The following is an 8,616-nucleotide window of genomic DNA, read 5'->3' on the forward strand; positions in this document are numbered from 1 at the left end:
GGTAGCCGGAGTGTGGAGGTGCGATGAAGGGGGATTGGGCGCCGCTCGGCTGGCTGGCCCGCGCGTGGCGGGTGCCGGGCGCGGAACGCCGCAGCGTCGTGCAGGCGGCCAAGGCCGCGGCCGCCGCGGTCGGTGCCTGGCTGCTCGCGACCGAGGTTTTCCAGTGGCCCCAGCCGTTCCTCGCCCCGTACGCGGCGGTGTTCCTGGTCCAGACCACGGTGTACCGGTCGGTCCGTGACTGGCTCCAGCAGGTGGGCGCGGTCACCGCGGGCGTGGGCCTGGCGGCGCTGGCCGGGCAGTTCGTGCCGCGGCAGGCGGTGGCGTTGGGCGCGGTCGTGTTCCTCGGGCTGCTGCTGGGATCGTGGCGGTGGTTCGGCGCCTCCGGGATCTGGGTCGGGGTCACCGCGATGCTCGTGGTGTCCTACGGCACCGCCACCCAGGGATTCCTGCTGTGGGACCGGCTCGCCGAGACGGCGATGGGCGCGGCGCTCGGGGCCGTGGTCAACGCGCTGGTGTTCCCGCCGCTGTACGGGGAACGGCTCAGCGGCGCGGTCGACCGGCTCGCCGAGGCGATCGCCGAGCTGCTGGACGACACCGCCGAACTCGTGCTGCTGGACGAACCGCCCGAGGACGTCGACGACTGGCTGGGCCGAGTCCGCGACGTACGCAGCCAGGTCGTCGTGGCCGAGGACGCGCTCGGGCTGACCCACGAGGGGCGTCGGCTGAACCTGCGCCGCCGTGGCACGGAGGCGATGGCCTGCTACGAACGTCCACTGAGGACACTCCTCGGGTTGTGGCGCCCGCTGGACCACCTCGCCGCCGCCGTCCGCACCGCGGCCACGGCGGGCGAGCCGTTCTCGTACCCTGGCCCGGCCGCCCGGCAGCGGTTCTCCGAGCTGCTGCACGGGCTTGCCGACGCCGTGCGCACCGTCGTCGCGAGGGACGAGAGCAGGCTCGGCCACTGCCGCGAACTGCTCTCCGAGATCGACCGGTGGCTGATGACCCCGGAAGGGGAGCGCGCGGCCGCGCTCGGCCTCGGCGCCATGGCGCTCCCGGTGCGGCACCTCCTGGAACGCCTGGAAGCTGGTCGGCGGGCCGGTTAGCCCGCGGCGGACGGGGTATCCGGGGAGGGTGAACGTCGACGCTCTGCTGCAGAGCCTGACTCGCGTGGTCACCACGCTCGACGACGCCGGGATCCGGTTCGCCGTCGCCGGTGGCCTCGCGGTGTACGCGCGCGGCGGGCCGCCGTCCGATCACGACGTGGACATCTTCCTCCGGCACGAGGACGTCCCGGCCGCGTCGGCGGCCTTGGTGGCGGCGGGCATGCGCGCCGCGCATCCGCCGGAAGACTGGCTTTCCAAGGTCTACGACGGCGACCGGCTGATCGACCTGGTGTTCCGCCCCAACCACCGCCCGGTGACCGACGCGCTGCTCGCCCGCGCGAGCACGCTGCGGATCGGGCCCGCCAAGGCGCTGGTGGTCTCGGGGACCGACCTGCTGATCGACAAGCTGCTCGTGCTCGACGCGCATCGCTGCGATTTCGCGCCGCTGCTGCGCATCGCCCGCGACCTCCGGGAACAGGTCGACTGGAGCGAAGTGTCCCGCGAAACGGCCGGTTCGCCCTACGCGAGGGCGTTTCTCTCACTACTGGAGGCGTTGTCCGTGACCGGGGAAGGGAAGGACCACGGGGAAGCCCCGCAGTACCTCGTGGCCAGGCTGACCAAGGCGCTGGCCGAGGACCCGCGCACCGCCGAGCTGGGCGTCCACGTGACCGTACGCGGTGACCACGTCCATCTCACCGGCGAGGTGACCTGCGCCGAGCGCCGGGCGGAGATCGACGAGGTGGTGCACGAGCATCTGGCGAACGAGCTGGTGCACAACAACGTGCTCGTCGCCGACGTCCGGGAACCTTCGCACATCGAGGAGATCGGCCGATGAGGATCGCGGCGGTCGGCGACGTCCACCTGGGGGAGGATGCGCACGGGCTCCTGCGCCCGGCGCTGGAGCGGCTCACCGAGCACGCGGAAGTGCTGCTGCTGGCGGGTGATCTCACCCGGCACGGCACGCTGGCCGAGGCCGAAGTGGTCGCGGGCGAATTCACCGCGCTCGGCGTTCCGGTCGTGGCCGTGCTCGGCAACCACGACCACCACGGCGACGAACAGGACCGGATCACGAAGCTGCTGGAGGACGCCGGGATCACCGTGCTGGACGGCACTTCCACCAGCCTGCTGCTCGACGACGGGACACTCGGGATCGCGGGCATCAAGGGCTTCGGCGGCGGATTCGCCGGGAAGTGCGCGAGCCGGTTCGGCGAACGCGAGATGAAGGCCTTCGTCGAGACTACAATGGACTCCGCGGCGCGGCTGCGAGAAGCGTTGCAGGGGCTGGAAACCGACGTCGTCGTGGCGCTGACGCACTATTCCCCGATCCCCGGCACGCTGCACGGCGAGCCGCCCGAGATCCATCCCTTCCTCGGCTCCTTCCTCCTCGGTGAGCCGATCGACGAGGTGCGGGCCGATCTCGCGGTGCACGGGCACGCGCATTTCGGCTGTGCGCAAGGCATCACGCCCGGCGGCGTCCCGGTCCGCAACGTCGCCCAGCCGGTCATCCGGGCCGCGTATGCCACCTTCGACGTCCACCCGGCCAGGTAGTCCCGAGTCAGCCGTGCCGGAGCAGCGCGCCGAAACCCTCGGTCAGCGGCAGACGGTCGTCCATGACCACGAGGTCGGCTCCGGTGGCGAGCGCGAGGTACGGCAATGCCTCGTCGGCGCCCCGGCGGATCGCGGGGCCGCCGCCCAGTTGCTGTTCCGAGGTGCCGGCAGCGTGGATCGGCGCCGGATCGGTCAGCACGGTGGCGTCGCCGGGATCCCCGACGAGCAGCGTCTCGACGTTGGCTTCGGTCAGCGCGGTCGTGACACCCTCCAGGCCGCCTACGGCGAGTCCCTCTGGCCCGCCGAGTGCGGCCCGGTACCGTTCGGCGACGTCGTCGAGCGCCGCGAGCCGGCGTCCGGTGAGGACCTCGTCGATCTGCTTGCCGATATCCTCGGACGAACCCGCCGAACGCGCACCCGCGGTGATGTCGGTGGCGATGTCCTGGATCGCCCGTGGCAGCAACTCGCGGAGCCCGGTACGGGCCTGGACTTCCCCGGCGAGGATGACGAGCCCGGCCTTGACACGCTCGGCGGTCTTGGTGACCTCGGCGGCGACGTCGGTCAGATTGTGGTGCGCGGTTTCGTCCGCGTGTGCCTGGATGTCGCGATGCGAGGTCCCGCCGCCGCGGACCTTGTGCACGGGATGTTCGCGCCCGGTCACGGTTTCGCTGTCGAGCGGTTGCCGCCGCGGCCCGAACACCGTGATGTCGGCGCCCACGTGATCCACCAGGACGACCAGGTAGGTGGGCAGCGGTTCGGTGTGCGCCGCGAGCGGCAGCAGGTAGGGCAGCTCGGAGAACCGCGCGAAGGGGCCGCCCGGCGGCTCGGCGAGCCGTTCGTGCAGCAGGACGTCGCCGTCGGCCGCGACGATGCTGCGTCCACTTCGGCCGGTGGATCGGGGGCTGTCGAGCACGGCCCTGTTCAGCGCGTCGACCGTCGCCGGGTCCGCGCCCTGCCCGGTCAGTGTCTCGCCGATTTCCCGCAGCCGGAGTTCCAGCTGCTTGGCCGCGTCCTGGGTGTCGTGCGTGTCCTCGAAATGGACCGAGGCGAACGGGCCATCGGCCTCGAGCACCCGCCGGAGGATGGTGGTGTCCACAGTGGAGTCCTTTCGTCGTTTCGTCGGTGGCCCCGTTCGCCCGTCGGCTACCCGTCACCCGCGCGGCTCAATCACCGGTTCGGGCGTGCCGAGGTTTCGGGGCCCCGCACGCGGGCAAACCAGGTCGCGTGAGCAGTTTCGTGACGGGGTTGCGCCAAGGAGCGCGGCTCGGCCTGGTCGCGGCGTTGACGGGACCCGTTCTCGCCACCCGGGTGGCCGCTGCCGCCGCACCGGTCTTCGACGAATTGGCCGCCCGCTCGGCGAAGAAGGCGGGTGAGACCGTCCAAACGCTCGCGCGCACCGCCGTGCGAGCGGGACGCGTCGCGCAGAACGCGACCGGGGCCCGGTCTCCCGTCTGGCAGGCGGGCCGCCGCGTGCACGTGCCGGTGCGTCCGGATGAGACCGAAGACGAGGCGACACCGGGAGCGGGCCGGGCACTCGCGGAAAAGGTCGCCGCGCACTCCGCGGTGGCCGGTGCCTACTGGGACGCGGGCCTGGGCAGTGTGGTCGCGCATCTGGCCGAGGACGCCGTCGCCGACGAGGTCGTCGAGTGGATTGCCGCACGGACCGGGCGGCACGGCCTGGTGCCCGCCGAGCCGGTGGAAGCCGGGCCGGCGCATCCGGGGGACGTCTCCGGGGTGCGCAGCGCCGTGCTGGCACTGGCCATGGACGGCGCCGGCCTGGGTATCGCGCTGAGCACCAGGGCGATGCGGGCGCGCCGGGCGCACGAATGGCTGCGTGCCGCGGTCGGTTCGGTCCGGGAACACCCCACGGCCCGAGCGCTGTTGAACGAGCGTTTCGGCTGGTACACGGCGGAACTGACGCGCGCGGCGGCGAACGCCGCGGTCAGGGGAGTGAGCCAGGAACCCGCCGAGCTGGCCCTGGACGTCGTACTGCGCACCAGCCAGCTCGCGGAGGCGATAGCCAGGGCGATGGCCTTCGACGCCGCCCACGACGAGCTGTGCGCGCCGGACCGGCCGAGCATGGGCGTGACACCCGAGCCGCGGTGCGCCCAGATCCCGGTGGAGGACTACGCCGGTGGCGCGGTGAGCGGCGGGCTGCTCGGGACGCTGGCCGAACTGGTGCTGACCCGCGACCTCGGGAAGGCCGCCGATGCCGCGCTCGCGGTATCGCCGTTGCCCGCCCGGTACGCGCACACGGCGTTCCACTCGGCGATGGGCCTTGCCTTGGCACGAGAGGGAATCCTCGTCCGCGACCCGGATCGGATCAAGGCGCTGGACGCCGTCGACACCGTGGCCCTGCACGTGAGCGCGCTCTTCGACGGCGACGGGCTGGACCCGTACGCCGAAGCGGTACTCGAAGCCGCCCGCGCCGCCGACTCGCGCGTCGTGGTCGTCGGCACGACCGCCGATGGCGAACTCGGCGAGTTCGCGGCGCTCGCCGACGACGTACTGTCCACAGAGGACGAACAGACTTTCGCGGGGCTCGTGACCCGGCTGCACGAGGAAGGCCGGGTCGTGCTCACGATCGCCCGGCCGTCCCCGGATGCCCGGCCGGGCTCGGACGAGGTCGCCGGCCTGCTCGCCGGGGACGTCTGCGTCGCGCTCACCGATGGCCGGACGCCGGTGCTGTGGGGCGCGGACCTGATCGCCCGGCGCGGCCTCGTCGGCGCGTGGCGGATCCTGGTCGCGGCGGCCGCCGCCCGCGCGAACGGCAGGCGGGCGACCGAACTGGCGACGGCCAGCGCGGTGGTCGGCGGACTCGCCCTGCTGACCGGCCGCGGCAGGCGAAGCCGCCCGTTGCTGCCACTGCTGCCCCGGCTGGATCCGGTGGCACTCGGCGGGATCAGCGGGCTGGCGCTGGGCTGGGGTTCGGCGTTGCGGATGGCCGTGACCCGGCCACCCGCCGCCAGGGCGAGGATCGCGTGGCACGAGCTGAGCGTCGAGGAGGTCACCGGTCGCCTGCGGCAGAACCGCCCGGTGCCGACGCCGTTGGACGTCGCGGTGCGGCGGGTCCGGACGACGGCCACCGCGGTGGCGGAGCATCCCGCGGCCGCTCCTCTCCGCCTGGGCGCGGGACTGGCCGCCGACGTCGTCGCCGAACTGGACGACCCGCTGACGCCGGTGCTCGCGCTGGGCGCGGTCGCCTCGGCGGTGGTCGGCTCGCCGGTCGACGCGGGGCTGGTCGCGGCGGCCATGGGGCTCAACGCGTTCGTCGGCGGTGCCCAGCAGTTCCGTGGCAGGCGCGCACTGGCCAAGCTGCGCGAGGACGAACGGCAGAAGGCACGCAAGGTGGTCTCGGACTCCGGCACCGTCACCACGGACGCGCGTGCGCTGGAGCCCGGCGACGTGATCGAGGTGCGGACCGGTGACGTGGTCCCCGCCGACGCGCGGCTGTGTGCCCTCACCGATCTGGAGGTCGACGAGTCGGCGCTGACCGGGGAATCCCTCCCGGTGGCGAAACAGCTCGACCCGACGCCGGGCGCGTCGGTCGCCGAACGCGGTTGCCTGGTTTTCGCCGGTACCACAGTGGTCAGCGGCGAGGGCAGGGCCATCGTCGTGGCCACGGACGACCAGACGGTGTCCGGGCGCGCGGTCAGCCTGGCCGCGCGATCCCCTGGCGCGGCCGGGATCCAGTCCCGTTTGCACCGGCTCACCCGCCGGGCACTGCCGCTGACGCTGCTCGGTGGCGCACTGGTGACCGGGCTGTCCGCCGTCCGCGGCAGGCCGCTGCGCCGGGCTGTCGCCGGGGGTGTCGCGATCGCGGTGGCCGCGGTGCCGGAGGGGCTGCCGCTGGTCGCCACCGTCGCGCAGCGGGCGGCGGCGCGGCGGTTGTCCGCGCTCGGTGTGCTCGTCCGGACGCCGCGTGCGCTGGAGGCACTCGGCCGGTTGGACGTGGTCTGCTTCGACAAGACCGGAACCCTTACCCAGAACCGATTGCGTGTGTCCGTTGTGACCACATCGGACGGTCAGCGTGTCGAATCGCTCGACGACGCACCGGCGTTGGCGGCCGCCGCGCGTGCCTGCCCCGGCGAGGAAAGCGGCCCCGCCGCCCACGCCCACGCGACCGACCGGGCCATCCTGGACGCGGCGGGCAAGGACGCGGAGTGGACCGAAGTGGACAGTCAGCCGTTCGAGGCCAGCCGGGGTTACTCGGCCGCCGTCGGCCGGGACGGGGCCGGGCGGACGATGCTGGTGGTCAAGGGCGCGCCGGAGACGGTGCTGCGTGCCTGCGAGGCGGACCGGCACGTCGTCGAGGCGGGGGAGTCGCTGGCGGACAACGGATTGCGGGTGATCGCGGTCGCGGGCCGGGAGCTCGCCGACGCGGCGGATCGGCCGGAGCTCGGCAACGGGAACGACGAAAAAGTGCTGGCGGGACTGAGTTTTATCGGCTTCGTCGGGCTGTCCGACACGCCGAGGGAAACCGCCGAGCCGCTCGTCGGCGGATTGCGGGACGCGGGCATCGCGCCGGTGATGCTGACCGGCGATCACCCGCACACGGCGCTGGCGATCGCGAAGTCGCTGGGCTGGCCCGAGGACACCACGGTACTGACCGGCGATCAGCTCGCGGGCCTCGACCGGACGCGGCGGGCCGACGCGCTGGCTGGCGCCGGGGTGATCGCGCGCGTCGCGCCGGAACAGAAGCTCCAGGTGGTCGAAGCGCTGCGAGAGGCGGGCCGGGTCACGGCGATGGTCGGGGACGGCACCAACGACGCCGCAGCGATCCGGGCCGCCGATGTCGGCGTCGGGGTGCGGGCCCGTTCATCGACGGCCGCGCGCACCGCCGCGGATCTCGCACTGACCGAGGACGATCTGACCGTCCTGCTGGAAGCCGTCGCGGAGGGCAGGGCGCTGTGGCAGAGCGTCTCCGACGCGGTCGTGATCCTGGTGGGCGGCAACGCGGGCGAGGTGGGATTCTCCGTGCTGGGCACCCTGATCTCCGGTGACTCGCCGCTGGGGACCCGCCAGCTCCTGCTCGTCAACCTGCTCACCGATCTGTTCCCCGCCATGGCGGTCGCCGTGACCCGGCCGGACGACCAGGAAGGCGAGGCGGACACCGGGCTCGGCAGCTCGCTGACCAAGGACATCACCAGCCGCGGGGTGACCACCGGCATCGGCGCGACCACGGCGTGGCTGATCGGCCGGTCGACCCCGGGCACCGCCCGCCGTACGAGCACGATGGCCCTGTGCGGCCTGGTCGGCACCCAGCTGGCGCAGACCCTGCGCGGGCGGTGGCACAGCCCGCTGGTGGTCGGCACCGCGGCGGGTTCGGCCCTCGCGCTGGCCGCTCTCGTGCAGACTCCGGGTGTCAGCCAGTTCTTCGGCTGTACCCCGCTCGGCCCGGTCGCCTGGGCGGGCGTGGGCTGCGGCGTCGGCGCGGGCGCGGTGGCTTCCCGGCTGCTCCCGGCCTGAGCCGCGCACCGAAGGGTGTTTTTGGTGCGTTGGGTGTGCTGAAGGGCGCTTTCGGTGCGTTGGGCGCGGTGAAGGGCGCTTTCAGTGCGTTGGGCGTGCTGAAGGGCGCTTTCAGCGCATAAGCCGCGGTGAAGGGCGCCTTCAGTGCGTTGGCTGCGGTGAGGGGGCTTCGGTGCGTTGGGTGTGCTGACGGGGGCTTCGGTGCGTTGGGTGTGCTGACGGGGGCTTCGGTGCGGTGGCTGCACTAAAGGATGCTTTCGGTGCGTTGGCCGCAGTGAAGGGCGCTTTCAGTGCGTTGGCTGAGGTGAAGGGCGCTTTCAGTGCAGTAGTCGCGCTGATCCGCCGGGGTGCCGGGGTGCCTTGTCGCGAACGCTCCGTTGGCGACGGTGAACGTCTCGAACGCGTCGTTCACGACATCGGCACGGCGGCGCGCGAACCACGCCCGTTGTCGCGAACGCTCCGTTGCGGACGTTGATCGTCCCGAACGGAGCGTTCG

The 8,616-nt window shown here is 72.9% G+C and carries 6 protein-coding genes; 4 read left to right on the plus strand and 2 right to left on the minus strand.

What is annotated here, in order from left to right; all coding sequences use genetic code 11:
• Positions 1–23 precede the first annotated feature (23 nt).
• The 3 genes from ACFWX1_RS25860 to ACFWX1_RS25870 are packed head-to-tail and all read left to right on the plus strand — an operon-like array spanning position 24 to position 2,651.
• A complete protein-coding gene (locus ACFWX1_RS25860) occupies positions 24–1,103 on the plus strand; it encodes an aromatic acid exporter family protein (protein ID WP_378391454.1) in 1,080 nt (359 codons plus the stop codon).
• Positions 1,104–1,131: 28 nt separating this feature from the next.
• A complete protein-coding gene (locus tag ACFWX1_RS25865; protein WP_378391456.1) occupies positions 1,132–1,938 on the plus strand; it encodes a nucleotidyltransferase family protein in 807 nt (268 codons plus the stop codon).
• Positions 1,935–2,651: a metallophosphoesterase gene (locus ACFWX1_RS25870; protein ID WP_378391458.1), complete on the plus strand. Its 717-nt coding sequence runs from the start codon at positions 1,935–1,937 to the stop codon at positions 2,649–2,651. The genes ACFWX1_RS25865 and ACFWX1_RS25870 overlap by 4 nt, the downstream gene beginning before the upstream one ends.
• A gap of 7 nt (positions 2,652–2,658) precedes the next feature.
• Here ACFWX1_RS25870 and ACFWX1_RS25875 read toward each other — a convergent pair whose 3' ends face one another.
• Positions 2,659–3,747, minus strand: a complete 1,089-nt coding sequence (locus ACFWX1_RS25875) for a hypothetical protein (protein WP_378391460.1) — start codon at positions 3,745–3,747, stop codon at positions 2,659–2,661.
• A 128-nt stretch (positions 3,748–3,875) separates the two neighbouring features.
• On the opposite strand from ACFWX1_RS25875, the gene ACFWX1_RS25880 reads away from it, so the two are divergent.
• Complete coding sequence (locus ACFWX1_RS25880) at positions 3,876–8,120, plus strand: HAD-IC family P-type ATPase (RefSeq protein WP_378391462.1); 4,245 nt, start codon at positions 3,876–3,878, stop codon at positions 8,118–8,120.
• Between the two features lie 244 nt (positions 8,121–8,364).
• On the opposite strand, the gene ACFWX1_RS25885 is transcribed toward ACFWX1_RS25880, so the two are convergent.
• On the minus strand, positions 8,365–8,616 hold a 252-nt coding region (locus tag ACFWX1_RS25885; RefSeq protein ID WP_378391464.1), incomplete at its 5' end, for a hypothetical protein.

Origin of the sequence: Amycolatopsis sp. NPDC059021 (assembly GCF_042739895.1) — a bacterium.
Taxonomy (GTDB): domain Bacteria; phylum Actinomycetota; class Actinomycetes; order Mycobacteriales; family Pseudonocardiaceae; genus Amycolatopsis.

Coding starts and splice junctions, on each gene's coding strand:
- ACFWX1_RS25860 (WP_378391454.1), top strand. CDS start 24: ATGAAGGGGGATTGGGCGCCGCTCGGCTGGCTGGCCCGCGCGTGGCGG.
- ACFWX1_RS25870 (WP_378391458.1), top strand. CDS start 1,935: ATGAGGATCGCGGCGGTCGGCGACGTCCACCTGGGGGAGGATGCGCAC.